We start from the raw sequence: 25,746 nt of genomic DNA, 5'->3' as shown, positions 1-25,746 counted from the left end.
TTATGTCTTATGGAACCCGCACACTAGTACCCGTTTATTCCCTCGCGCGATGCTTAATCGGTAAACGCGCGTATTGCCTGGAACGACAATTTGATGGATTGAACTTGAAAAGAATGACATTTATACGCATATGCGGATAAATATAAAACTTTAAATTTCGATGTCATCCGATGTTGGGGAGGTGATTGCGATGAAGTCGAACGATTTTATAAATAAACAAATAACTCAAAAGCCAGCCGCAATCTCGCACCGTGGCCGCCTGCTTGCGGCAGTTGCCATCGCAGTGTCGCTGCTGCTGGGAAGTTGCGCGCTGAACCCGAATATAGCGACCGCAGTTTCAGGTAATATCAACGCTTTCGCGCAAAACGTCGCGGCACAGGATACGACGGCAACCCAAAGCGTCGCCGCGACGCAGGACGAAGTGACGAACCTTGCTTCCGGCAACAACGAGGCTCCCGATGCCGGCAACGACGTAACTATCGACGATTATCCGGCCTTGTGCGTCCAAGACACCGACAGCACAGTTCCCGCGGACAAACGCGTGGACTGCAAACCGAAGCTTTACAAATTCCTGGCCAACAACGACAAGATGCAGGGCAACAACGTCGACGACGAGTTGCGCATGGATTTCGTGCTGCGCATGCCGCACGGCATGGTGAATCCCAACTGCGTGGCTGTGTCAGCCATTTCCGATATTGGCGGCAATGGCGATTACAAGAAAAAGTACGTCAACGGGGAGAACCCGAAAATCGACTGTGGCATGCAGATGCTGGTCTCCCTATCCGGGACGCCTGGCACCGATCCCAACACCCAGTTGACGAGTTTTCCGTATCTCAACACCTACGGCGGCGACAGCGACCGTGCCGCAGATACGAATGCGCAACAAGCCGCCCTCAAATGGGCACAGAACGCGGAGGAGCGCTACACCATCCACAACGTGCTGGTTTCCGGCGACTACGATTACCTCACCATCTCCATTGTGGGCAACATCTACTACACAGGCAAGGACTTGGCTTCGGGCAACGTCGGCGGCACCGAATACGACCAGTACATCTATGCCGTGGCGGCGCCGGGCAGACAGATGAACGGGAAGATACCGGTCAGCAACCCTTGGGGTGGAGTGTATTCCTACTCCAAGCTCGATTCGCGTTACGTCACCAATATCAGTGAGGGCGTACCTTCGTATATGTATGCCAGCTCGTGCGGTTGGGGGTCTGGCACGGCGGCACAAAGGGTCCAACTGTGCAACGGCCCGACCGCCCATGTCGGCTTCGATGCGCATCCTAACCTGTGGAGCAGCGGACAGGCCAACTGGGGCTTGGTGACCGATTATGGCTTCCCCAGCCAGAAAACCGGCGCGGGCGTCGCTCCGGCCAACTCCTTCTTCGTTTTCTGGTACAACATCGGCTATAACGGCTACCCCTGCTCGCAAGTCACTTCGTTCTATTACCAATGGCTGGCGCTCAAAGATGGCAAGGACTGGGTGCCGGTGCAATCGCTGACGCCGAGCGCAGTGCGCGTTGATGGACAGACGGCTTATTCCAATTATGGAGGAAACGACAGCTATTCGGCCTTCAACAGCCCGAATAACCGCACATACAACAGCACACCGAACCACTTGATGGTTCCCGGCGCCGGTACCGACCCGGACAAACTGCAGGACGCCAAAGGCAACATCGATTTCGGCGCCATCAAGACGAAAGAAAAGCTCGACGGCTATTTTAAGCTCGTGACCTGGCCGATTTCCACCAACCCCGGTGTCAGCAATCAGAACAGCGCTGCGGCCTACGAAGGCTGCACGGTGCAGAACACACCGACCGGCGGACAGACGAGAAGCGTCCACGATGCCTTCAATCCGCTTTACAACAACGCTGATCCGACCAAGCCGCTGAGCATCACCTCCACGTCGACACAGGAGGAGATCAACAAGCTGGTCGACGTCGGCTGGACCATCGACACCGCGTTTGCCAACTACAGCATTCCGCGCCCGAAACCGCCGACGATCAATCCGTTCAACAGCTATGTGCACACCTCTTCGCGTACCATTACCGGCACGGGTATTCCCAAGGATACGGTGACGCTCTTCGCCGAGGACCAATCGCACATTATCAACCTCAACAAGCCGAACGACCCCGCGACGCGAGGTATCCGAATCGGTTCCACCGAAGTCAAACCGGATGGCAGCTGGTCCATTCCCGATAATCGCACGATTGACACCAACCTGCAGCACTCCATCCGCTACCATGCCTGGCAAACCGACAGCAATGATTTCAAGATTTCCTCGCTCTTCTCGAACGTCGTTCAGGGTAATTTCCAGCTCGAGATGAACAAGAACCCCGAAATCAAGCAGCTTACCGTGCCCCACACCGTGCGTAATAAGTCCGGGAAAAGCGAGATGCCGGCGGACGCGAAAGTGACCATCAAGGGATCGGCGGAAACGGTGAACCCGAACGACAGACTTAAGCTTTACGCGGTGGCGCAATCCGCGCCGATTCATCACGATACGATAACCGGCCAGCCGTATGATGACCCGAACAACCCGCAGCCGCCTGCGGACACCTACTTGCTGAAGGATTTCGGCGCGCTCGACGCCGCGGGTCAAGAGCAGCGGCAGGATCAGAGCAGTGGGCATTGGCTCACCGATTGGACCTGGCAGGGGCCGGTATCGACCCTTACGCAAGGTGAGAACGCCGGGAAGGTCCTGTTCACCATCGTCGCGGTGCTTGACAACTCGGACACGCACGTACTGACCTTCGGCCAGGTGCGCAACCAGCTGATCGATACCTATCCGACGGCCGTTCAAGTCACGTCGGTGAGTCGTAGAGACGGGATTTCCGGGACGGTGACCGACACCGCACGCGCCAGCATCGACCCGTCACCGGTCAGCAAGCTCACGGGGATGGAGGGCAACCACGTTACCGCGACTTGGCCGGATGGCAGCGAGACCAGCACCACCACCGACAAGGATGCGAAATGGCATATCGATGTTCCGACGTTCATGCCGCCGGGGAAGTTGAGCGTCACCTCGATGGACCGCGCGGGAACGCTGGACTTTATCTACAACATCAACACGCTCGCGGAGCTTGATGGCAACGAACCGGGCAATCAGTCGGACGCGGTCAGTGCAGAACTGGCGGAGCCGGAACCCGTCTGGGCGCTGCCGTTCACCGGTTGGCGCCGGTGGTGGCTACTGATTGTCGCCGCTGCGGTTGCGCTGGTGAGTGTGGCAGGGTACGTCTACCTGACCCGATTCAAGAAGAAGGTCGGGGCGCATACCGGAGGGCGCCGGTCGCACCAGGCGCACCGCGGAGCGCACATTAAGCGGTGAGTTCGTCGTTTCGTCAACGGTTTCGTATGAATGGACCTGCGTTTCATTTCGTGGGAATCGTTCTTGCGCATGCCGTGATGCGCCTGAATGAGTGTTCGTTGTTCGTAAATCGCGACGCACATAATGCAAAATTTAAAGATTTGGCCTGACGAAACCTTGGAAACAAAGGTGACACGGGCCGATAACCAATATCCGTACCAAGTGAGGAAAGAAAGACAAGGGATATGAGTTTCAAAACCACCATACACAAGCTCGCAGGAGCTGCGCTTGCCGCCGCCACGCTGCTGGCAGTGGCGCCGGTGGGTGCCGCAAACGCAGAGGGGGACGGTGCCATCTCCGTGCCCACCGCCATCGCGGGATCATACGCGGGCGAGACCATCGCCATTCAGGGTGACAAGTCCATGCTCGAAGGCCACCAGTTCAAGGCCGTGCGCATCGGTACCTACGCGAACGCCAAAGGCATTGTGAACGGCGACGGGACGACAGGCGTGCTGAACGCCGTGTCCGTCGGCACCGACCCGCAGATTACCGCCGAGGCCGCCACCGCGTTGCGCGAGGTCAAGGGCAGCGACGCGGATGTGCACTATCAGGGCAACCCCGTCGGCGAGGTCGCGGCTAAATGGCTCGGCTTTGCGGGCCAGGCGAACAGCGACACCGCCAATGAGGACACGACTTCCAACAACGGTGGCGTCGGTCACGCTTGGGACGGCAAGCTGCGTCAGTTCGTCAGCAACGTCTTCTACAGCGCCAAATTCGGGGCTTTGCTGGGTGCCGCTGCGGCACAGCCCACCGATGCTTCTGCTGCTACGGTTACCGGCGACAAGATGACCGTGAGCATTTCCGGCCTGCTGCCGGGCATCTATATGGTCGACGACGTCACCGGCGAGGCGGGCGCTGCTGGTGCGGCCGGCAAGTCCGGCGCTGCTGCTCCGAAGGCCGCCGGCAACTCCATCCCGATGCTTGTAAGCACCGGAATCACTTCCGAAGGCGTGACCTACAACAAGATCGGCACCTCCAAGGAGACGCTCGGCGTGGTCGATATGAAGAATGATGCGCCGACGGTCGACAAAGCGCTTGATACCGATGAGAACAACAACGCTTCCATCGGCGGCAAACTGCATTATAAACTCACCGGCAGCGTTCCGCTGACCACCGGCTTCCACCGCTATATCTACACCATGGTCGATCGTCCTCAGCAGCTCGGTCTGCATTTCGTCTCCGGTTCCGAAAAGGTGATGGTCGGCACCACCCAGCTCAGCGCCGCGAACGGTGACTACAAGGTGACCGCTCATGCTGCGGCAGACGGCAAGTTCCAAGACATCCCGGGTGATGATTCCACCGATTACGTGGTCTTCGACCTTTCTCCGAGCATCTTGAAGTTCCGTTATCGAGATTCGATAGTCATTACGTACACGATGTCGATTACCGATGACGCCGATGGCGGCCAGCTACAGAATGGTGCGACGCTCAGTTATTCCAGCGATATCAACAACCAGCCGAGCGCTGCCAATTCCAGCGATCCGACCGTCGCCACCATCGACCCGGCCACCGGCAACGTGAGCAACGGCGCTGGCAACGGCTCCCTCGCTTCCAATGCCACCAGCCCGGAGAACCCCGCCTCCGTGGCGAGCTTCCGCAAGTTCTCGGTCGTCACCAAGCCCAAGCTGGCGTGGGACAATGCCAAGGATGAGGCTACTCGGGACGCCATCGACGGGCTGACGGGTGTGAAGTACCAGCTGTTTGCGGCCGATGCCAAGCCGTCTGAGGCAAAAGCGGGTGAAGGGTCTGCTATGGCAAGCGCGCTCAAGTTCATCAAGCTGGGCGACGGCCATTACAAGCTGGTTGCCGCGCAGAACGCCAGTAACAACACTTTCGTTTCTGACCTAGAGGTTGGCAGCGACGGCAAGTTGACGTTCGACGGTCTGGGCAAGGGCGATTACTCCGTTAGGGAGCTCACCCGTCCGGCCGGTTACTCCGACACCTTCATGCCCGTGTTCAATGTGCATGTTGAGGCCGATGCAGCCAATGCCGGAAAGTCTATCTATACCAACGAAAGCGACTCCTGGAATTTGGTTGCGCCGCACGCTACGGCCGTTTCGAGCGACAAGCCGATCGTGGTTTTGGCCATCACTTCCATCTCGCAGCTTCCTCTGACCGGTGGCGCCGGCATCATCCTCGCGCTGCTTGTCATCGTGCTGCTGGCGGTGGCTACGGGCACGCTGATCATGGTCCGTCGTCGCCTTCGTCAGGAGTAATGAGCTGGTAAAGCCTTGAAATCATTGTATTTTGATGATTTTGAGGTAAAAATATCGATAAAATTACAAGCGCGCAGCACGGAACAGCAAAAATGAACAAGTTGTGGTTTCTGTGCTGCGCAATCGTCGTGTCCCGCAATCCGAAAATATCAAATCGTTGAAATTCCAACGTTCCTCAAATCCGTGGATTCTCTGCTGAAAGCAAGGAACGCGAAATTCCCATCAATAAACGTTGAGTGCTGAGTGTTAAGCGCCAAATTCTTGATTCCTGAACGTTACTTTTATCTATTCACTACGAAGGATGACAGCGATTGGAGGTTTACCCTTGCTATTCCCCGATTTCGACGCGATTATGCGCGGCAAAACTGCCGAATCGAGCACTGCTCGCAGGGTTGTCATCCGCGTTGTTGACGTGTTGCTGGTATGCTGCGCCGTCTCGCTGGTCGTTGCCATTGCGTGGTTCCCGACTGTGTGGACGATTCAGACGTATCGGCAGAGCCGGTTGGTCGAAAATTCTGCAAGCCGTGTCGAGCGTTGGCCGCGAGGCAAGGTCGTTAACGAATACAATCGCGCCCTAGCTTATAACCGGCGTATAGCGGCCTCCGGGCAGAACGCGTTGGGGGAGTTCGTCGATCCATTTGCGACTGGTTCTTCCGGATCTTCGGGATTTGTAAAGTCGGGTAATTCGGTGGGTGTGCACGGTTCGGTCAGCTCGCCGGGTTCGTCCGGTTTGTCCAAGATGACCGGCTCACTTGGTGCGTCCGGTTCGTCGGGTGCGTCCAACGCGTCCGGTTCGTCTGATTCGACACCATCCAAGCCGAAAACACTGAGTGACGACGACCGCGAATACCAAAGTCTTCTCAATGTCGGCGACGGGGTGATGGGCAATGTCCGCATCCCCAAGATTTCGGTGAACATGCCGATTTACCACGGCACCTCTGACGACGCGCTGCTCCATGGTGCCGGTCACCTTTACGGCACAAGCCTGCCCATCGGCGGCAAATCGACGAACGCCGTCCTAAGTGGCCATCGCGGGCTGAGCAGCGCCCTGCTGTTCACGCGCCTCGACGAGCTCAAGCGCGGCGACATCTTCTATGTCCAGACGCTCGGACGCACGATGGGCTATCGCGTCACCGGCATCCACGTCATCGACCCGCAAGACACCCACCTTTACCGCGTGGTGCCTGGCCGCGACCTGGTGACGCTCATGACCTGCACCCCTTACGCCATCAATACGCAGCGCCTTGTCATCACCGCCACCCGGCAATCCATCCCTCATCCAATTCCCAATCCCAATAATGCTAAAGGAGATCCCATGCTCATCGCCATTCTCATCGCTCTAGCCGTCCTCATCGTCGGTCTCATCGCTGTAAAACTGTCGCGCCGCAGCTTCGTCCCGGCACGTCACCGCCGTGTTAATTCCGTCTTTCAGAAGGCGAAAAAACGGAACGGCTACCCAACTGATTCGCAGAATATTCTGTATTAGTTTTATAAGAAGTTGTTTAAATATTCTCGGCGGTAAGTCGATATTCTGGCCGGTATCTACGATATTTTCTGGGCGATACCGGATATTTTTTGGCTATCACTCATAACCGGACATTTCTAACAATAGAGTTGTAGTTTCAACCCGATAGGGGGTAAAGCAGCTGCACTTTTCCGGTGCCTTTTTCTCGGTGCTTTCCCCGGGTTATAGGCCAGAATATTTGGTTTGTAATCCGGGGTTTGGCCTTATGGAAGTAAGTGTTTCGTCCTGTTATTTTTCCCACCGTTTTGGCAGAAAAAATCCCGGAAACCTTGGTATTTCAGGGCTTCCGGGCTACTGGCGGAGAATACGAGATTCGAACTCGTGAGGCTGTTACACCAACACGCTTTCCAAGCGTGCGCCATAGACCACTAGGCGAATTCTCCAGCATGCACATTGCCAAGTCTGCAAGCAGACCTCACAACACACAACTTAAATAAGATACCATGAGCCCGCGAGCTTCGCAAGCAATTTCGGCGTCGGCGTGGCGGTTCGATGATATTTTGTAAGCCGATGTCCAAAAAGTGCGTTTTGGGGAACGTAATGTGCACTTTCCTGGCGGTAGTGCGTGGGAAGTGCGTTTTGCGGAGCGTGACGTGCACCTTTTTACGGGAATGTCCAAAAAGTGCATTTTGTAGAAAGTAATGTGCACTTTCTTGACGTAAATACGCAAAAAGTGCGTTATGGATGGTGTTAACTGCACTTTTTGGGTAGCGACGTGAAAAAAGTGCAGGTCCGATGGATGGGCTGTGGTCACCTATTCCGTGATTTCCGAATTGGTTGAGGCGCACAAAATAACGCTATGCTCGCTGGAGCCCTCCAATGGAAAGAGCATCAGCGAACATAGCGTTATCGCGTTCGCAAAGACTAACTAATTACTTTCAGTCTTCCTTGAACTTGATGTCGAAATTGCGCTCATAATGCAGGAACATTGTGGCGCCGTAACGATCGACATCACGGTGCGTGAAGAGCATACGAATTGCGAACGCGGTCTGGGCGTCATAGGGGAGGGACTTGAAAGCCGCATGCGCATCCCAGTTCGGCGGCGCGATGGCCTTGTCGGGGACGTAGGCATAGCCGTATCCGTCCTCGTCGATATAGCCCATAAACGGCAAATCCCAAGCGTTATGGTCGGTCAATTCCTTCTTGAAATCCTCGACTTTGGCAAGGGCGTCATCCCCGATGCCGAATTTGCGGGCTACCTTGTTGGCCTCTGCGGTCTTCTCGGCTGCGGTTTCGCCGTAAAGCGCCGGATCAACGACGATGGTTTTGTCATCTGCCATGATGCATTCCTTCCTATCGGCTTTTGCCAATAGACGACGGGATGTTTTGCTCGACGGATGTTACAGTGAACATCCTTTGCACAAGAACAACTCGTTCAGATTGTTCCGACACTTTGCTGTGCCGACTCATTTAGTGTAGCACACGAATAATGGCGCGAGGTGCTGAATTTTGTAGAATTCGTTGTGGTGCGATTTATCCGCTATTATTCCGACAAAAACTATTGACTTGATGAATTACTATAGAGTGAATGTCTGAAAGATAACATTAAAAATGTTCTATTTAGCTGATATGGAATCAAGGAAAGTGCTAAGAAAGTATATTTTAACCACGTGTATTTAACAGTATTCAAAGGCAGCACAAGGTGTTGGTTTCTTCTTGTCTGTAATAAACTGTTATGATTTCGCTAATATTTCGGTCTTATGCCTGTATTTTTTGTTGATGGCATTACTATTACATCAGATTGGACGCGTTTGCTCTTATTGAAGAGCTGGTAGATTGGTTCATCGGGCAAAACGAATTTCAAGATAAAAGAACGGAAATGTGTCAAATTGAGAACTTTCGGTAAACGCGCAAGGCGGATGTTGGCAAACCGGGTTCTCCAATGAAAATGACCGATTTGAGAGGCGAGATGATGAAGACTAGGTTCACGCAGTTGGCTACCAAACTTGGGGTGGTGATAGCGATTCCGGCGTTGGGACTGGCGTTGACTGCGGTTCCGGCACAGGCGGCGAGCGACACGAACCTGAGCGGTTTGGGCCAAGCTGGTATCGGTTCCACGACTTCTAGCCCGGCGCTGGGCACGCAGAGAAACAGTTTTGGCAGCAACACTATCGGCAATCAGCGGGTATCTCCTGCAGCCGATGATGCGAAAGACACCATGCCCGATAACCCGAGCCAGAAGTTGCCGGACAAGGTCAGCGCCGCCGTTCCCGACGATGCCACAGTCGTTTCCAAGGATCTGGCTGTGACCAAGGACGGTCAGGTCAAGAATGTGGAAACCGGCAAGCCGGTGACCGACCCGAAGTTGGTCGGCACACCAACCAAGCAGCCCGACCCGCTTGCCAAAACCGGTGGCAAGCACTTCATTCCTGTCGAAGCCGGCGAAGTGAAGCAGGCCGTGCAGAAAAACGGCGGCGATGCCAATGCCGGCAGCAATGGCAGCAGCGGGAATAATAGTAGCGCGAATAATGGCGTAAATGGCAGCGCCTCCTCTCCATCTTCCTCGTCTTCAGCTCCTTCTCCGTCGCCCAATGCTCCCAGTGGCAGCGATTCTTCTTCTTCGAATCCTTCAAATACGCCGGCCGGCAATGAGCCTTCCGCCAAATCCTCAACCGGGAATAACGCATCGTCTCCTTCGGGGAATTCCTCGTCCAGCCCATCTTCACAGAGTGCCAACGGCGCTGCCTACGTTCAAAAATCGAATGTGGCCAGCGGCAATGTGCACAATGTCGCTTTGCAAAACAACCAGTATGGCGCCTATTGGGGCTGGTACAACGGCACGCAGGCGTTCTTCGAGTACGGCGGCAATCTTTTCGCCCAGCAGGCCAAGGGCGTGGTTGACGTTTCCGAGCACCAAGGCACGATTGACTGGCAGCGGGCGAAAAACGCGGGTGTCGAAGGCGCGATCATCCGTATCGGTTTCGGTTGGGGCAATAGGCTCGATTATCAGGCCCAGCGCAATGTCAATGAATGCAAGCGTCTGGGAATCCCGTTCGGCGTCTACCTTTACTCGTATGCGTACGACAATAATTCCGGAGCCGCAGAGGGCAGTGATACCGTCCAGAAACTCCGCCAACTTGGCGTAAGCCCCGGCGACTTGAGCTATCCGGTATTTTACGATTTGGAGAATTGGACATGGACGGGTCATGCCCCTCCTACTTCGCCTTCGGTCTACGATGGCGTTGTCAATAACTGGTTCATGCAGGTCCAGCTCAGCGGATACGGCAATGTTTCCGTCTATTCATATACGTCTTATCTCTACGGCCCGCTTAATTCCGGAAATATCCATTCAAGAACCCGCTGGGTGGCAAGCTATGGCTCGCGGGTAGGGTTTAATTTCCCGACCAACGACCGCGGCTGGCAATATGCCGACAACAATTGGATTGACGGCATAGGCACTGTCGACGCGAACGCTTTCGGCAATTATCAGAGTGATCTCAACATCATCTGGATTATGCGTAACGATTATATCGACATCGGCACATCCGCAGGGCTCAATGGCAGTCCTGTGGATTACAAGTGGCAAAGTTACGATCTGGGTAGTCGTACGTGGCGTGACATCACCGGTTGGGTAGGAGGCAACTGGGCCAGCTGGTACGCCAATTCCGGCGATTATTGGCTGCAGCTCGAGGTCCGCGATAGGGCAACCCAACGTTCCATAGGCACCAAAACGATAGCGTTCCACTATACCGCCGGAAATACATATATAACCGGCACCTATTCCGGGTGGAGTAATGGCGGTATTCTTTTGGGCATGAGTTCCAGCAATCCCTGGTCTCATTACCAGATGAAGATTTATGATTACGGCGCTGGGCGTTGGGTGCAGCAATTCGGCGGGCAGTGGGCCATGTGGCATCCGAGAAGAGGCGTGTATTGGACGCATTACGAATTGTATACTTGGGATGGCCGGTTGGCTGACACCAAGACCTATGCATTTGGCGTCTGATAAGTTGATGTAATATGCTACTTCATTGTGGCAGATAAAGTGGGTGGGAACCGAATCACTTGTTCGGTTCCCACCCACTTTCCATATTTATTTATTTCGCTTTTCCTGACGAATATCATCCGCCAGGGGAACTTTAGATATCCGAGGCAAGAATCTTGTTCTCGGCCACTTGCAGCAGGTGCTGGCCGTAAGGGCTCTTGCCATATTTGTGGGCGGCTTCGAGCAGCTGGTCGCGACTGATCCAGTTGTTCTCATAAGCGATTTCCTCGAGCACTGCAATCGGCAGGCCCTGTGCGCGCTCGACGGTGCGCACGAATTCGCCGGCCTCGTAAAGCGAGTCCATGGTGCCGGTGTCGAGCCAAGCATAGCCACGGCTCAGCGTCAGCACATTCAAAGAATCGTCTTCCAGATACATCTTGTTGAGATCGGTGATTTCCAGCTCGCCTCGCGCCGAAGGACGAACCTGCTTGGCGAAATCGACCACGCGGTTGTCGTAGAAATAGAGACCGGTGACCGCGTAATTCGAGGCCGGATGTTCCGGCTTTTCGACGATGCTCACTGCCTTATGATTCTTATCGAATTCCACGACGCCGTAACGTTCCGGATCGTCGACGTAGTAGCCGAACACGGAAGCGCCATGCTTCACTTTGACAGCGCGCTTAAGCACCTGACTCAGGCCGTTGCCGTAGAAGATGTTGTCGCCGAGCACCAGCGCGCAGGAATCACCATCAATGAAGTCTTCACCGATGATGAACGCCTGGGCAAGGCCGTCAGGGCTGGGCTGCACCTTGTAGGAAAGGTTGAGCCCGAACTGGCTCCCGTCGCCGAGCAAGCGTTCGAAGTTCGGCAGGTCCTTTGGCGTGGAAATCACCAGGATGTCGCGAATTCCGGCGAGCATGAGCACGCTCATCGGATAATAGATCATCGGCTTGTTGTAGACGGGCAGTAGTTGCTTCGAAGTCACCGTCGTCAACGGATAAAGACGTGTGCCGGAACCTCCGGCGAGAATAATGCCTTTCATAACGTCTCCTTAGTTAGTCCTGATTACGCTTGTGGTCGGCCAGATACGTTTCGAGAAGCTGCTCCCAATCCGCAGGCTCGAAACCGGTGCTGCGAATCTTGGAAAGGTCCAGCGCGCAGTGGTGTGGGCGCTTGGAACCGCCGGTCTGGGCGGCGTAGGTATCCACGGAATTCGCGTCGATATATTTGGTATCGACGCCTTCCAGCTCGAAGATCTTGGCGGCGATATCGTACCAGGACGCCACACGGCCGGAACCGGTGAGATTGTAGGTGCCGTAATCGCATCCGGAATCGAGCAGGTGGAAGATGCCCTTGACCAAATCGCCAACGAAGGTGAGGCGTCCGCTTTGATCGTTGGGCGCCTGTGCGGTCTGCTTTTGGGTTTCGGCGGCCTGTTCGGCAAGCCCGAGCATACGGGTCACGAAGTTCTTGCCGTCGCCGACGATCCAGCTTGAGCGGATGATGTAGTGGCGGGGGACAGTGGAGACGATGGCGTCGGCAGCGGCCTTGGTCTCGCCGTATACGCCCAAGGGCGCGAAGCCTTCATCTTCCGTGTGCTGCTCGGCGGTTCCATCGAAAACGTAATCGCTGGAAATATGGACCAAAGTGATGCCGTGGCGCGTGGCAACCTTGGCGAGGTTTGCTACACCGCTGACATTCGTGTTCCAAGCTGCCTTCCGGCCGGCAGGGGTTTCGGCCTTGTCCACTGCCGTGAAGGCCGCGGTGTTGATGATGGTGCCGTAGAGGTCCCAGTCATAGTTCTCATAAGCAGCAGGATCGGTGATGTCGAACGTATCGGAATCGACGAATTCAAAGCTGTCGAGATGATGTTCCTGAACATACTTTCGAATGGCGTGACCGACCTGTCCGTTGCATCCGGTGACGAGGGTGCGTTTGGGGGCCATGGGCTTGGCGTCCCTGAGCATCGGGTGGTGCAGGTCGGCCTCGCTCCGCTCGCTCTGCTCCAACGGGATCGGCCAGTCGATGCCGAGGTCCGGGTCCGCGAGGTTGACGAACGTGTACGTCTTCTTCTGCTCCAGCGACCAGTGCGCGTTCACCAGATACGTGTACACCGTCCCGTCCTGCAAGGCCTGGAAGCTGTTGCCCACCCCGCGCGGCACGTAGATCGCCCGCGACGGGTCAAGACGGGTCGTATAGACCTGGCCGAAGCTCTCCCCGGGACGCAGGTCCACCCACGCGCCGAAGATCTCGCCGGCCGCGATCGAGATGTACTTGTCCCAGGGCTCGGCGTGGATGCCACGAGTCACGCCCTTCTTGTCGTTGTAGCTGATGTTGTTCTGCACCGGCCCGAAGTCCGGCAGCCCCAGCGCCGTCATCTTGGCCCGCTGCCAGTTCTCCTTGAACCAGCCCCGGTTGTCGCCGTGCACCGGCAGGTCGAACACCAAAAGCCCCGGGATGTTCGTCTTGGTGACCTTCAGGTCCTTCTCAAATTCAAATGCCATATCTAGCCTCGTTTGCGTTGCGTAATTGCCGAACTGTTGAAGACAAAGCGCGCCACACCTTGCGGGTGACGCGCAATGAAATCACTGGCCTTGCTTCTTGTACTTGGCCTCGGTGGCCGCCTTGGCGGGCCTCCACCAATCCTCGTTGTCGGTATACCACTGGATGGTCTGTTTGAGCCCGGATTCGAAGTCCGTGTGCTTCGGTTTCCAGCCCAGCTCCGTCATGAGCTTGGTCGGGTCGATAGCGTAACGGCGATCGTGACCGGGGCGGTCGCGCACCCAGTCGAACGCGTCTTCGGGCTGGCCCATAACACGCAGAATGTCGTGCAGCACGTCAAGGTTGTTGCGCTCGCCGTCGGCGCCGATCAGATAGGTTTCGCCAATCCTGCCTTTGGTCAGAATCGCCCAGACCGCGCTGGAATGGTCTTCGGTGTGGATCCAGTCGCGCACATTCAGGCCGTTGCCATAAAGCTTCGGGCGGATGCCGTCAAGAATGTTCGTGACCTGACGCGGAATAAACTTCTCCACGTGCTGGTAAGGGCCATAGTTGTTCGAGCAGTTCGAGATCGTCGTGCGCAGGCCGTAGGTGCGGTGCCAGGCGCGAACCAGCATATCGGCGCTGGCCTTGCTGGAAGAGTATGGCGAAGAGGGACGATATGGGGACTCCGGCGTGAAGCGATGCGGGTCGTCCAGCGCGAGGTCGCCATAGACCTCGTCGGTGCTGATTTGGTGGTAGCGCACGTCGTATTTGCGCGCCGCCTCAAGCAAACGGTAAGTGCCCACGATATTGGACTGAATAAACGGTTCCGGGTCAGCAATCGAATTGTCGTTGTGCGATTCGGCCGCGTAATGCACGATGGCGTCGTGGCCGGGGACGATCTTGTCGAGCAGCTCGGCGTCGCAAATGTTGCCGTGCACGAACTCGACCTGGTCTTCGGGAAGCCCCTTGATGTTCTCGATGTTGCCGGCATAGGTCAGCGCGTCGAGCACGGTGACGTGCGTCTCGGGATGGTTCTTCGCGACATAATGCACGAAGTTCGAGCCGATGAACCCGCATCCGCCGGTCACAATAATATTCTTAGGCATAAATTCTTCAGTCATGCTCACCATTCTACCTTCGAGCTCGAACCGTAAACACCCTTACTTGATAACTACAAGGTTCAGGCACAATTATGCGGTACTTAACCGTGTGGCGGATCCGCGTAAACCAGAGGTTCGGCTTGGTATCGTCAGCTCATAGCATTTCGTCGCCGGTTTTGGCTGTCTGGTTGTTCTTAGCCAATTTTTTGGCAGCCCAGCTCCAGACGATTTCGAACCAACGACCTTTATGCCGGTCGACGGTGAGCTTGAAAATCGCCGATTTAATGACGTCAAGCAGAATACAAACCACACAGAGAAACAGGACCACGGCTATCGGGTAAATGACGGCCATGATTCGGCTTTGATAATAAGGTCCGTAGTCGAATACGCTTTTCCAGATCCAGTCTCGAATCGGGACGAATTCGGTAATGAGATAGATGGCGAAGACGTGGGAAGCAATCCAGTTGATGATGCGGCTTTGGAAGTGTATATGTGAAAAGAGAACGAACCATCCAAACGCTTGCACCAGAATGCCGAGGTTCATCATTTTAGGGAAGATAAAAACCGAAGGATTCTGGGAGAAAACGGTGTCTGCAGTCGCTTCCTGGACGCCGACGACCAGATAGCCGAAAGCGAGGCAGGCCAAGCCGATTCCGATGGAAGGAAGCTGTTCATGGTACCAACGCAGATAGCAAACCAGTACCAAAAGGCACAGCATTTCCAAAAGATCGTCGTTGATCATAAGGTTATTGAGCCCAGGAATATCGCCCATGATAGGGCCGATGAAGAAGATTATGCAGGCAAGAATGAAATGTTCCCGTTGGGTGAGCGCACCTAAAACCTTGACCAGCATGGGCAGCATAAGAAGAATGATGACGTAGACGGTCGCATACCACCAGTGATTAGTGAGCAGCGGCAGAAACATTTCCAAAATGAAGGCTGTGTTGATCGGCGTAAGTCTGAAGATTATACAGGCAACGCCTAAAACCAGGGACCAAAACAAGAGCGTTCGTTCGAGAATCCATGAACGTTTTGCAGCACTATGCAGAGTGATTTGTCGGTGCGGTTTGCACAAAAACCAGATTGAAATCGCAAAGAACAAGTCGACGCCGACCCGCCCTTCGGTAGCGAGGAACGTCTGAATCAGCAGTCGTTTCCTGCTTAAAGGTTGGGCATAGAGAGGAAATTTATTGAAGAAAAAGAAGTGATGCATGATGATCATCACCATGGCGACGATACGCAGCAACTCCAAATTCGACTGACGAACTTGAAGCTTGCGACCCTCGTTTTCCTTCATTGACGCTCCCTGTGGTCTTATCTGCACGATACCGAATACGATATTTCAATCAGTGTGAAAACACGTATTGATTCTAATTGAAAAATATACGTTTTTAAGAATCCAACTCCCTGATTGTTTTGTTGTTCATCGAGATTTTCGACCAAAGCAATTCGAACCAATGGCCTTTATTGCGGTCGACGGTTAACTTGAAAATTGCCGATTTCGCTATATCGAATAAGATGCAGATCGCGCTAATGAGCAGGGTGACGGCAATAGGATAGAAAATGGAAGCCAGACCGTGATAATAGGGGCCGTAATCGAATATGGTTCCCCACAGCCATTGTCTGATTGGTATGAATTCGGTGATCAGATAGATGGCGAAGACATGCGAGGCAATCCAATTGACGAACCGGCTGGAAAAGCGCAACTTCGAAAAAAGAATGAACCAACCAAGAGTTTCCAATAAAATACCCATGTCCATCATTTCGTAAACCTGAAACCCGAAATAGGCTTCAACCCCGATGATGAAGTATCCCATTGCCAGGCAAATTACGCCGATAAGGGGTTTGGCCGGTTCGCAACGATACCAACGAATATACGTCACCAGTGTCAAAAGAGCCAAAAAGCTCAGCAGGCCAGTGTTGAGCAGGTGATGTTCGAGTCCGGGTATCGTTGCCATAACAGGGCCGATAAAAATGATGATGGCGCACAGAGCCATGTGTTCTTGTCGGCTCAAACAGGCAAGACCTTTGACGGCAAAGGGCATGAGCAAGAGGATGACGATATAGCAAGTCGCGTATCCCCAGTCGTTGCTCAAAGTCGGAAGAATCGTATTCAAGATCATGTAGATATTTTTTGGCGCGATTTCGGTGACCATACACGCTATACCGAGGATGACTGACCAGAAAAGCAAGGTACGTTCAAGAATCCAGGCTCGCTTTGCCGCATCGTGAAAAGTGATCTGACGTTTTGGCTTGCACAGAAACCAAATGGAGATTGCGAAAAATATATCGACACCAACCCTGCCTTGGCTGCCCAGAAAAGTTTTAAGGACGATTCTTTTGAGTCCCATTGGCTGTTGGTCGAGGGAAAACTTGTTGTAGTAGAAGAAGTGGCATAAAACAATCATCATCATCGAAATGATGCGCAGCAACTCCAAATTCGATTGACGCATCGTTTGTTTGGATTGGCCGGAATTACCCCTTTGTAAACCTTGCAATTCTTTCCTCTAATTTTGATTGTTGTTTTCCCAATCAGATAATTGTCTATGCCAATCCAGACAACTTCAAAAGACAGCAGTATTACAAGTTCTGGCGCATCACGTTGAAGGCCTCTTCCGGATCGCCGTCGAAGATGATGTGGGAATGGGCGAGGACGATGCAGCGTTGGCAGAGTTCTTTGATCTGGCCTTCACTGTGGGAAACGATGACCATGGTCTGGCCTTGCTTCTGCTGTTCCTTGAGGCGCTCGATGCACTTGTGCTGGAAGGCCTCGTCGCCGACGGCGAGGATTTCGTCGATCAGGAAGATGTCGGGATTGCTGTAGACGGCGACCGCGAACGCAAGGCGCAGGAACATGCCGGAGGAGTAGAACTTCACTTCGGTGTCCATGAAAGGCTCGATGCCACTGAATGCCACGATGTCGTCATAGCGTTCGTCGATCTGCTTTTCCGAAAGACCCAGAATAGCGCCGTTCAAGTAGACATTCTCGCGCCCGGTGAGTTCCGAGGCGAAGCCTGCGCCAACTTCGATGAGGCCTGCGAGCCGACCGCGAATCAGCACATCGCCGCTGTCGGGCTGCATCACGCCTGAAATCATCTTGAGCATGGTGGACTTGCCGGAGCCGTTGACGCCGATGAGGCCAACGGTTTCGCCCTTGTCGATGGTGAAGGAAATATCGTCGAGGGCATGGAATTGCTGGTCGTGGTGGCGCTTCTTCTTGGGCGTGAACAGCTTGATGATTGATTCCTTGATGGAGGAATTGGCGCGCAAGGAGAAGTGCTTCGAGACATGACTGACCTGAATGGCCACGTTTTCAGGCAAGGTAAGTTTGGGATTTGATTTTTTCTTCATATCAGATCTCCTGCGCGAAGCGGCCCTCAAGATGCTTGAAGGTCAACTCGCCGATGATAAGGAAAAGCAACGAGACCAAAAGGCTTTCTCCGATTCGCATTGGCCAGGCGCCGGCAAACTGGAATGTACGGTCCGTGGCTCCCCACCAGAAGCCGCGGTGGAAGGATTCCACGCAGATGGCAATGGGGTTTGCGTAGTAGATTTCGAGCACCCACCACGGCACGTGGGCCGCGACCATTTGCCAAGTGTAGAAGCACGGGGCCGCCCACACGGAAATCATGGCCACAAGGTCGGTGATGTTTTCGGCATCGCGGTAGAAAACGTTGATGGAGCCGAAAAGCAGACCCAGTCCGAATGCGAAGAGGCATATCGAAACGAGTCCGGCAAAGGCAATGAGCAGACCTTTGATGTCCGGCCGCCAGCCCATAAGCGCGGCGCCGATGATAAGCACCACGAGCTGCGGGAAGAAGTGGACGAATGCGACTCGCAGCGAGGCCAGCGGGAACAGCTCGCGTGGCAGATAGATTTTCTGGATAAGCCCTGAATTGCCAAGGATTGAGCGTGTGCAATTGCCGAACGCTTCGGTGAAGAAATTCGTGACGATGACACCGCTGAACAGATAAACGGGATAGACCTGAATGTTACCGGCGCGTCCCATGCCCATGAACACGTCCATGGCCACGTAAAAGACGATGAACTGAGTGAGCGGCTTGACGTACGTCCACGCCATGCCGAGCCAAGACCCGCGATAGCGAATCCTGACCTCTTTCTTTACCAGCAGATCAAGCAGGTAAAGGTAGTGAGGCACGTCCAGCAGCCCCCTACTTTTACCTGGGTGCGAGACGATTTCAGATTCTGCTGTCATCGTGACCTTTCCGTTACCTTTGCCGTTTCGTCTGATTTTTATGAGCAAACAAGTTAATTTTAGGCTCTGGCATAGAACTGTAGCGCATAAGTCATGGTTGATTTGTGAAAAACCGAACTTCTTCTACAAACTTGGAGCACCGCGTTACGCCTACGCTGATAGACTAAGGAGTTATGTCAAAAAGAATTCTTGTAACCGGGGCCGGAGGCTATATCGGCCGGCATGTGGTAAAGGCGCTGTTGGACGGTGGCCAGGAAGTCATCGCAGCCGACCGGCACCCTAATGATCTGGACCCACGCGCCAAGCAAGTGGCGATTGATCTTTTTGCGCCCGACGATGATTTGTTTGAAAAGCTGGGGAGCCCGGATGTCTGCCTGCACATGGCTTGGCGAGACGGCTTCAAGCATAATTCCGATGCGCATATGGGCGACCTTTCGGGGCATTACCGCTTTATCAAGCAGATGCTCGACAGCGGCTTAAAGCAGATTGCCGTGATGGGCACGATGCATGAGGTCGGCTACTGGGAGGGCGCGATCGACGAGAACACACCCTGCAACCCGGCTTCGATGTATGGTATCGCCAAGAACGCGTTGCGTGCAGCGACTTTGCAGCTGGCCGACGAGCACGACGCCGTTGCCCAGTGGATTCGCGCCTACTACATCGTCGGCGACGATCTGCGCGGAAGCTCGATTTTCTCGAAGCTGCTGCAGGCGGCACAGGACGGCAAGAAGACGTTCCCGTTCACCATGGGCAAGAACAAATATGACTTTATTAACGTCGATGTTTTAGCGAAGCAGATTGCAGCCGTCGTTTCGCAGGACAAGATCAACGGCATCATCAACTGCTGCAGCGGCGAGCCCGTTTCCTTGGCCGACCGCGTCGAGCGCTATATCAAGGAAAACAATCTTGATATCAAACTTGAATACGGCGCTTTCCCGGACCGTCCGTACGATTCGCCGGCCGTTTGGGGCGACGACACCAAGATTCGTCAGATTATGGCTGAATAAAGAACCTCATACATACTGATAAAGGGCAAGATCGACCATTCAGGTAGATCTTGCCCTTTATCAGTATGTGATTAATTATCTAAGCCGATATTTTCGCAGCGGAAGCGTCGGTTTTCTTGAACATTCGCGCAACATACTGTTTGAACCCGGCGTCTGCTTTGTATAGCAATATTGACAGGATCATGATAATCACGCAATCCGCGAAGAAAAGCACGTAGGCGCCGGACATGTACTTTGCATATCTGGATGCCTTGACCACAGTGAAAATCTGTTCGATGACTACGTGGTGGGTAAGGAAAATAGCGTAAGAATATTTAGAGATGGTCCCGATCAGCACTTTGACCGGCTGGCATTCAAGCAGCGGCCCTATCCATGTCAGAGCCAGGAAGAAAGCGATTCCTGTCAGGGTGGTGGTCACCATGGCATTGGGAATGGGATTGAAAATCTGCTGAAGAACAAGAACAACAATGGCGATAATTCCAGTAGGGGTGTTCGCCTTGTTGAAGTACTTTACGAAATACATGCCAAAAAGCAGTTCGGGCAGGCGAGATGTTGGCAGCAGCTCAAGCGGGAGAGTGCGGAAAGTCGGCTTCAGGATTATCGTCGCGAGATAAAGCGCGAGGACGATTGCAGCGGTAATGGCAGGATGCTTTTTCACCCCATACCGAAGCAACGGGAAAATCAGATAGAAAATGATGATGAAGCCGATGAACCATTCGCCTGTGGTCGCAAAGGTAATGTAACCGGCCGCAGCGGCGTAGCTGTCCACTCCGAAAATCGAGAGGATAATCGTCCAAAGCGGTGCCTTTACCGAGGGCGCACCACCATTTTTGATGTAAAGGAAAGTGTTGGCAAAAAGGAACGCAAGCCAGAACATTGGGAAAATGGACTTGAAACGCTTCCAATAGAATTCTTTGAGATTGAGATGTTCCGTATCTCCGTAGGTGTACATGAGTGCAGCGCCGGAAATAATCAAGAATTGTGAGACGCCTAAATCACCAAGAAAAATACGAAAAGGGTAGTTGACGAAAATCGGGTGTTTCAGCAACTCCGGGGTGTTGAAGTGTGTAATCAGTATGAAAACAACGGAAATTGCTCGCACCCAATCAAGGTAAAAGAGGCGAGGTTTTCGTGTCGGTCGCGTCTTTTGCACTTCTTCTTTCGTCAAGTTTTATTCTTCCTTATCGCTCTGTTACTTGTTGACTTGCTTTTTGCGGGCTTTCACGAGTTGTGGTCCGATAATCGGTGTGCGCTTGATGAGGTTCTTGATTACGCGCAGCAGACTCTTGCGGAAACGCTTGCCATCGGTTACTGCGCCCTTGGTTTCCTCGAGATTCTTCTTCATCCAAGGGTCGGAAACGGCGCGGGTGAGCTCGCGCATGCCGAACGCAAGATTCGTGATCTCGATGCGCGCGAATCGCTCGGAGAAGATGTAGGCCGGGAAATATCCATTGGACTGGGGAACGTAGCAGTACGAGCGTTCGATGTAGTGCAAAAGCGTGTTGTCGATTTTGTTGGGCTCTGGCGGAAAGTCTGTGTATTTCCAATTTCGGTCGAGCAAGCCCCGCATTGCTTCCGGCCTGAACCAGAACATGGTGCCAAGAGGCGCGACTGCTTCCTTTTTGACATCGAGAGGAACGTGGATGCCAAGGGTGTGTTCGAGGAATTTCTTGGTGCCTTTATAGTTCGGGCCCCAGGTGAAGGTGAAGTTGGGGAAATAGTCGCCGTGGTTCGGCGGCGAAGGCATGGCGATGCCCAAACGCGGATTATCTTCGAACAGCTTGATGACGTTCTGCACATATTCCTTGGTGGGCAGCATGTTTTCGAAGCATTTGTAGCGGAACCCGTCGCCGACGGACTGCGGGGAGACCTGCGTCACTTTCTTGTCGTGCATGAAGCAGACATAATCGTAATTGAAGAGGTCCTTGCCGCCGCCGATGAGCAGAGCGCTGACGTCACGGCCGCGATTCTGGATGACACGAACGTCGACGTTATACGGCAGATTGTTTTCGTTGCAGTAATCCCGGACGATTTTGGCGTTTTCCTCGCTGCCGACGGTGAGAATGAGGTCACTGCCTTCGGGCATCGAGCGTGCATATTGCATGGTCTGATCGAGCAGGTCCATATAGTAAAGGTGCATGACCAGCGCGATCTTCTTGCCTTGAGGAAGCTCGGTTCCTTGATTTTGCGGCAGTACATAGTCAAGATGAAGGTTTTTCATCAAGTCCGCCAAGTTCATACTGCGCAAGGCGTTCTGCCAAATCAGATCGGTGTCGTAATCGGTGTGGTCTCGTAGATATTCAAAAAGATCCAGGGCAGGGTTGCCGACGGATTGCGAAATGACGTCGCCATACCACTGGAAGAACGAGCGCCGCTTGATGATCGGGCAACGCTTCTCTTCCACCAATTGCTTCGCCGCGAAGGTGATGGGGCCATATGAGAAGCCTTCAAGATCGTCGGTATTGACGTAGACATCCCACTTGAAGCCCTTGTCCGCGAAGCGCTTGGTGAAGAGGGACTCGTGGTAGCCGACCGAATCATAGTAGCTTTTGATTTCCGGCAAGTTGTCCCAATAGTCGCGGAACGCCTTGCTGGTGTGCAGACTCTTGCGGTAGGCGTGGAAATGCGACTGGATGTGCTCGGGCAGGTAATCGAAGGGGCTGCGGCCGAACGGGTCTTCTTCGACGCGATGGAATTTGGTGATGCCCCAGAAATCGAGGTCGCGCTTGTCCATCGCTTCGAACATTTCGGAGAACGGGTAGATAGGGCCCATGATCGTGGCGTTGAAGAGCACGATTTCGTCGAATTTCGCGAGCTTGTCCCAGCCGTAGGAATCCATGGCGGTCTTATAGGCCCAGGCGTCGTAGCCTTTGTTGACCCGGACGATGAGCTTGGTGCTGTCCACGAATTTCAGTAGTTTTATCCGGCTTTCGTTGGTAAGCTTGCCGTTGACGACGACAGTGAAATCCGAGAAAAACGGCGTAAGGCCTTCGAGGAGTGTCGAAATGTAATCGTCAACGATGCCATCTTCATCATAAAAGAAAAAGATGCCGAGACGATTCACGCTGGTTTCAGACAATTTCATAAGATTTTGCTGCTCCTCATAGGCATATTCACAACGATGCCTTAACTTTACACGTAACCTAGAAAATTTGCCTTTTAAATAATAAGGGGTTTATTGAGACAAGTCGAATCTGAAATTTGCTGACAGTAGGCTATAGTTAAATTGTCTATTCCACGAGTCGATACAGGATCGGAAGGAAATCTCTTGAACCAAGCACAACTGATGAAAGTCCTGCATAAGGATAAGTTCCGGACAGGTTCTGCGTTATTTGTTTGCTGGCTGACGACTTTTGCGATTTCCTTCCTCGTACTTCGAGCCCCTGGCGACGATGCGAAATACGCTCGCGAACTGCGGCGGATGAACGGCATCCAATGGGTGATCATGCGTTACAAGACTTGGTCCGGGCGCGTGTTCTCCGAAATTTCGGCCGCTTTTACCGTCCCGTTCCCGCAGACCGTCTGGCGCTTTTTCAATGCCTTATTCCTTACCCTGCTGGTTTATAGTATCGCTCGAATTGCGTTCCATAAGGTTCAAGCGAGTTCCGTTCTGTTTGTTTATGCGGCATATTGGCTTCTGGCGCCGACGATATTGCTCAATTCAAGTTTTTGGCTTGCCGGTGCGGTCGTCTATTTGTGGCCGGCCTCTTTGGCGGTCTTCAGCGGCATTCTTTTGTCCGATGCGGTGCGCGGACAGAACACCAAATACAAATTCCTTTATGTGATTGCCGCATTTTTGGGCTCGATGGGCGTTGAGCAGGTCGGCCCCTGCGTTGTCGCTTTTTCGCTCATCACCTTGATTTACCTCTATGTCAAGCAGCATAAAGTCAACGTCGGGGTCGCTGCGAATGCCTGCGCTTCGATTGTCGGATTGATCATTGAACTCGTCTGCCCCGGTTCCAAGCTGAGGTCTGTCAGCGAGACCAAGCACTGGTATCCTAATTTCGATCAGCTTCCCTTGACGACGAAAATCTATAAGGGCGTTGTCTGGCAATATGGCGAGGTCGCCAACTACTTGTTCGGGCTTATCGCTTTTACGACTGTTGCGGCAGTCGTTTCCATCGTCGCTTCCCGGCACAACGAGCATGCTGCATCTGCGCAGAATGATTCCTCGTTGAACGAGCAGCGTACGTTGCAGCCGCTTGACTATGGGCTGATGGGAGTTGTCGTCGGTCAGCTCATCCTGCTCGCCGCCGAACCCAAGATGCAGCTTTGGACGTCTCTTTTCATATTCAAGGTTCACGGACCGGGAGAGCCTGTGGCCGACTGGCTGTTCCCGTACATATTCTGGACTGTTTTCGTAGCCTGCCTTGTGGTGCTTCTGATGAGGTTCCTTGAACACAAGTATGTGGTTCTCTTGTTGGCATTGGCGTCACTCTGCGCCGGCATGGTTATGTATTTCTCGCCGACGATTTATGCGACCGGCGCTCGCAGCATGTACGTTTCCGCGGTATTGATCATCATTATATTGGCGATGATTCAGAGCAAGTTCAGGAATAAGGTTATCTATATCGCTGTCTTCATCCCTGCTGTGCTCAATATAATCAGCTTCATCACGAGGATTATGAGGGTCGGATACCAGCTCTATATCTTCGGCTAGGACGAACGTCTGGCTTATTAGCCTATTGGAATCGGTATCGGATGTTTCTTCCGACTGTTAGGCGCCCGTTAGATCGTTTTCTCAATGATGTAACGCGGACGCTGCTTGACTTCCAGGTAGATGCGGCCGATATATTCGCCGACGATACCGAGCGCGGTGAGGATGAGGCCACCGATGATCCACAGCGAGCACATGATTGAGGCCCAGCCTGCTTGGGCATGGCCGGCACACAGGGATGCGATGGTGTAGATCAGCATGATGATGCCGAAGATGACAGATATCGCGCCAATGGCCGTGATGGCGCTGAGTGGCTTGACGGAAAACGAGGTGACGCCATCGATGGCGAAAGACACCATCTTGCGCAACGGGTATTTTGATTCGCCGGCGACGCGCTCGGAACGTTTGTAATAGACCTTAGCTGTTTTGAAACCAAGCGAAGGCACGATGCCGCGCAGGAAAAGATTGACTTCAGTGTACTCCGATAAGGCATCAAGAGCTGCACGGCTCATCAGCCGGTAATCCGCGTGGTCGGGAATGGTCTCGGTGCCCATCCAGTGCATGAGACGATAAAAAGCGTGTGCGGAGCTGCGTTTGAAGACAGTGTCGGTGTCTCGGTTGTCTCGCACGCCGTAAACGATTTCGGCACCTTTTCGGTATTCTTCGACCATGGCATCGATGGCGTTAGGGTCGTCCTGCAGGTCGGCGTCCATGGAAACCGCGGCGTCTGCTTTCAATGCACGGGCCTGCATGAGCCCAGCGTACAAAGCATTCTGATGCCCACGGTTATGGGAGAATTTCACTCCGTGGAAGAGTTCCGGTTCCTTGTCGTGAAGCGCGGAAATCTCCTGCCAGGTCTTGTCGGTGGAGCCGTCGTCGACGAGGATGACGAAACTGCTGGGGTCGATCGCATGGTCTTTTTTCAGCGATGCAAGTTTGTCACGGACTACTTTTGAAGTCTCTTTGAGGGCGTCTTCTTCGTTGTAGCAGGGAATGACCAACGCCAGAAGCGGCGAAGGCTTCAGTGAGATAGCGACTTTCGGGTCATCGTTCGAATTGGATGAGACATTGCCCGAATCTTTGTCGAGGTTCGTGGATTTCCCTTGTCTGGTCATGTTTCCAGATTATACCGTGGGGTGGCAAAGGAAAAGATCCCAACCTATGCTTATCGGGTTTGTCTGACGTTGTTTCCATGTGTATCTATAGGATATTGGTATAGATAATTTCTTTTCGCGTGTATAGCGTGCAT

General features: G+C 53.6%; 17 protein-coding genes and 1 tRNA gene. 6 read left to right on the top strand and 12 right to left on the bottom strand.

Annotation, left to right across the window (positions count from 1 at the left end; genetic code table 11):
- Nucleotides 1-190 precede the first annotated feature (190 nt).
- The 3 genes from OZX62_RS09185 to OZX62_RS09175 all read left to right on the top strand — a co-directional run bounded on the left by OZX62_RS09185 (nucleotide 191) and on the right by OZX62_RS09175 (nucleotide 7,069).
- Nucleotides 191-3,328: a hypothetical protein gene (locus OZX62_RS09185; protein WP_277175879.1), complete on the top strand. Its 3,138-nt coding sequence runs from the start codon at nucleotides 191-193 to the stop codon at nucleotides 3,326-3,328.
- Between the two features lie 224 nt (nucleotides 3,329-3,552).
- The gene (locus tag OZX62_RS09180; RefSeq protein WP_277175878.1) at nucleotides 3,553-5,583 is read left to right on the top strand and encodes an isopeptide-forming domain-containing fimbrial protein; all 2,031 of its coding nucleotides are present in this window, start codon (nucleotides 3,553-3,555) and stop codon (nucleotides 5,581-5,583) included.
- Nucleotides 5,584-5,908: 325 nt separating this feature from the next.
- A complete protein-coding gene (locus tag OZX62_RS09175; protein WP_277175877.1) occupies nucleotides 5,909-7,069 on the top strand; it encodes a class C sortase in 1,161 nt (386 codons plus the stop codon).
- 334 nt (nucleotides 7,070-7,403) lie between these two features.
- Here OZX62_RS09175 and OZX62_RS09170 read toward each other — a convergent pair.
- Together OZX62_RS09170 and OZX62_RS09165 are read right to left on the bottom strand one after the other, a co-directional pair.
- Nucleotides 7,404-7,491, bottom strand: a tRNA-Ser gene (locus OZX62_RS09170).
- Between the two features lie 495 nt (nucleotides 7,492-7,986).
- Nucleotides 7,987-8,388, bottom strand: a complete 402-nt coding sequence (locus OZX62_RS09165) for a glycerophosphodiester phosphodiesterase (protein ID WP_277142659.1) — start codon at nucleotides 8,386-8,388, stop codon at nucleotides 7,987-7,989.
- A 629-nt stretch (nucleotides 8,389-9,017) separates the two neighbouring features.
- Between OZX62_RS09165 and OZX62_RS09160 the strand changes: the two genes are divergently transcribed.
- A complete protein-coding gene (locus OZX62_RS09160) occupies nucleotides 9,018-11,054 on the top strand; it encodes a GH25 family lysozyme (RefSeq protein WP_277175876.1) in 2,037 nt (678 codons plus the stop codon).
- A 133-nt stretch (nucleotides 11,055-11,187) separates the two neighbouring features.
- Here OZX62_RS09160 and rfbA read toward each other — a convergent pair whose 3' ends face one another.
- From rfbA to OZX62_RS09125, 7 genes are all read right to left on the bottom strand, one after another.
- Nucleotides 11,188-12,075, bottom strand: a complete 888-nt coding sequence (rfbA, locus tag OZX62_RS09155; protein WP_277175875.1) for a glucose-1-phosphate thymidylyltransferase RfbA — start codon at nucleotides 12,073-12,075, stop codon at nucleotides 11,188-11,190.
- Nucleotides 12,076-12,088: 13 nt separating this feature from the next.
- Nucleotides 12,089-13,537 carry a bifunctional dTDP-4-dehydrorhamnose 3,5-epimerase family protein/NAD(P)-dependent oxidoreductase gene (locus OZX62_RS09150; RefSeq protein ID WP_277175874.1) on the bottom strand — a complete coding sequence of 483 codons (1,449 nt, stop codon included), beginning with the start codon at nucleotides 13,535-13,537 and terminating at the stop codon, nucleotides 12,089-12,091.
- A gap of 81 nt (nucleotides 13,538-13,618) precedes the next feature.
- Entirely contained in the window at nucleotides 13,619-14,638 is a 1,020-nt protein-coding gene (rfbB, locus tag OZX62_RS09145; protein ID WP_277175873.1) for a dTDP-glucose 4,6-dehydratase, read from the bottom strand.
- Between the two features lie 133 nt (nucleotides 14,639-14,771).
- Nucleotides 14,772-15,914, bottom strand: coding sequence for an acyltransferase (locus tag OZX62_RS09140; protein ID WP_277175872.1), 1,143 nt, complete (start codon nucleotides 15,912-15,914; stop codon nucleotides 14,772-14,774).
- 94 nt (nucleotides 15,915-16,008) lie between these two features.
- Complete coding sequence (locus OZX62_RS09135) at nucleotides 16,009-17,115, bottom strand: acyltransferase (protein WP_277175871.1); 1,107 nt, start codon at nucleotides 17,113-17,115, stop codon at nucleotides 16,009-16,011.
- 82 nt (nucleotides 17,116-17,197) lie between these two features.
- Nucleotides 17,198-17,968, bottom strand: a complete 771-nt coding sequence (locus OZX62_RS09130; RefSeq protein ID WP_277175870.1) for an ABC transporter ATP-binding protein — start codon at nucleotides 17,966-17,968, stop codon at nucleotides 17,198-17,200.
- Nucleotide 17,969: 1 nt separating this feature from the next.
- Nucleotides 17,970-18,833, bottom strand: coding sequence for an ABC transporter permease (locus tag OZX62_RS09125; RefSeq protein ID WP_277175869.1), 864 nt, complete (start codon nucleotides 18,831-18,833; stop codon nucleotides 17,970-17,972).
- A gap of 173 nt (nucleotides 18,834-19,006) precedes the next feature.
- Here OZX62_RS09125 and OZX62_RS09120 point away from each other — a divergent pair, with 173 nt between their 5' ends.
- Nucleotides 19,007-19,840, top strand: coding sequence for an NAD(P)-dependent oxidoreductase (locus tag OZX62_RS09120; RefSeq protein ID WP_277175868.1), 834 nt, complete (start codon nucleotides 19,007-19,009; stop codon nucleotides 19,838-19,840).
- A gap of 79 nt (nucleotides 19,841-19,919) precedes the next feature.
- Here the strand turns inward: OZX62_RS09120 and OZX62_RS09115 are convergent, their stop codons facing one another.
- Nucleotides 19,920-21,008 (bottom strand): acyltransferase, encoded by a 1,089-nt coding sequence (locus tag OZX62_RS09115; protein ID WP_277175867.1) that lies wholly within the window; start codon nucleotides 21,006-21,008, stop codon nucleotides 19,920-19,922.
- Between the two features lie 24 nt (nucleotides 21,009-21,032).
- Entirely contained in the window at nucleotides 21,033-22,925 is a 1,893-nt protein-coding gene (locus OZX62_RS09110) for a rhamnan synthesis F family protein (protein WP_277175866.1), read from the bottom strand.
- Between the two features lie 183 nt (nucleotides 22,926-23,108).
- Here OZX62_RS09110 and OZX62_RS09105 point away from each other — a divergent pair, with 183 nt between their 5' ends.
- Nucleotides 23,109-24,500, top strand: a complete 1,392-nt coding sequence (locus OZX62_RS09105; RefSeq protein ID WP_277175865.1) for a DUF6056 family protein — start codon at nucleotides 23,109-23,111, stop codon at nucleotides 24,498-24,500.
- 68 nt (nucleotides 24,501-24,568) lie between these two features.
- Here OZX62_RS09105 and OZX62_RS09100 read toward each other — a convergent pair whose 3' ends face one another.
- Nucleotides 24,569-25,612, bottom strand: coding sequence for a glycosyltransferase family 2 protein (locus OZX62_RS09100; RefSeq protein WP_277175864.1), 1,044 nt, complete (start codon nucleotides 25,610-25,612; stop codon nucleotides 24,569-24,571).
- Between the last annotated feature and the right edge of the window lie 134 nt (nucleotides 25,613-25,746).

This window comes from Bifidobacterium sp. ESL0690, assembly GCF_029392315.1.
Classification (GTDB): domain Bacteria; phylum Actinomycetota; class Actinomycetes; order Actinomycetales; family Bifidobacteriaceae; genus Bifidobacterium.
The sequence above is the reverse complement of the archived record's forward strand: the minus strand, read 5'-3'. Positions and strand labels throughout refer to the sequence as shown.